Origin of the sequence: Luteimonas notoginsengisoli, assembly GCF_042648885.1 — a bacterium.
GTDB lineage: Bacteria > Pseudomonadota > Gammaproteobacteria > Xanthomonadales > Xanthomonadaceae > Luteimonas > Luteimonas notoginsengisoli.
Genome location: NZ_JBHRYF010000027.1, coordinates 1 through 1,071, shown reverse-complemented (window position 1 = coordinate 1,071; position 1,071 = coordinate 1). Strand labels below are relative to the sequence as shown.

General features: G+C 65.6%; 1 protein-coding gene. It reads right to left on the bottom strand.

The window, feature by feature from the left end:
- A protein-coding gene (locus ACFOM9_RS16310; RefSeq protein ID WP_386713400.1) for an IS3 family transposase occupies positions 1-1,064 on the bottom strand; the annotation gives its coding sequence in 2 pieces (ribosomal slippage) (positions 1-812 and positions 812-1,064; 1,065 coding nt annotated over the 2 pieces). This gene is flagged as partial in the annotation.
- Between the last annotated feature and the right edge of the window lie 7 nt (positions 1,065-1,071).

The window sequence follows — 1,071 nt, the reverse complement described above, 5'->3', positions numbered from 1 at the left end:
GGCAGGCGTCAGGTCGCCGAGCGAGTCGTGCGGTCGCTGTTCGTTGTACTCGAGCATCCACCACCACGCCGCCTCACGCACGTCATCGATGCGGGCGAACAGGTGCTGGTCGAGCACTTCGTCGCGGAAGGTGCGGTTGAAGCGCTCGATGTAGGCGTTCTGGTTCGGCTTGCCCGGCTGGATGTACTGGATCGCCACCGCGTTGGTCTTGGCCCACTGGACGAAGGTCTCACCCAGGAACTCGGGGCCGTTGTCGGTCCGCACGACCTGCGGCAGACGGTGGTCGCGCTTGAGTTGCTCGAAGATGCGCACGAGCCGGCTCGACGTGATCGATGTGTCCACCTCGATGTGCAGCACTTCGCGGTTGAAGTCGTCCACGACGTTGAAGGTGCGGAAGCGTCGGCCGCACGCAAGCGCGTCGGACATGAAGTCGACCGACCACACCGTGTCCGGCATCCGTGGCACGTAGAGCGGCACCCGCTCGCGCTTGGGCAGACGGCGCTTGGCCGCACGTCGGAGGTTCAGTCGCATCGCCTTGTACACCCGGTAGATCCGCTTGTGGTTCCACTCCGGCCGCGTCCGGCGCAGCAGCTTCCGACACTTCCAGAAGCCGCGCGCCGGCCGGTCTTCGACCAGCCTGGCCAGTGCTGCGATCACTTCAGCATCGCGCACGGTCCCGTCCAGCGGCGGCCTGTACCAGGCCGCCCGCGACAACCCGACGCACTCACAGGACCGGCGCAGTGGCCGCGCGTGCACCTCGACTAGGTACCGCACCGCGTCGCGCTTCTGCTCCGGCCCTATAGTTTTTTTGCGATCAGGTCCTTCATCGCCGCGTTGTCCAGCGCGAGCTCGGCGTACATGCGCTTGAGCCGGCTGTTCTCGGCTTCCAGCTCCTTGGCCCGCTTGAGGTCCGACGCCTCCATGCCGCCGTACTTCGACTTCCACTGGTAGTACGTCGGCACGCTGATGCCGGCCTGCCGGCAGATGTCCTTGACCGGGATGCCGGCGTCGGCCTGCTTGAGGATGGAGACGATCTGCGTCTCGGTGAATCGGGACTTCTTCATGGAACCT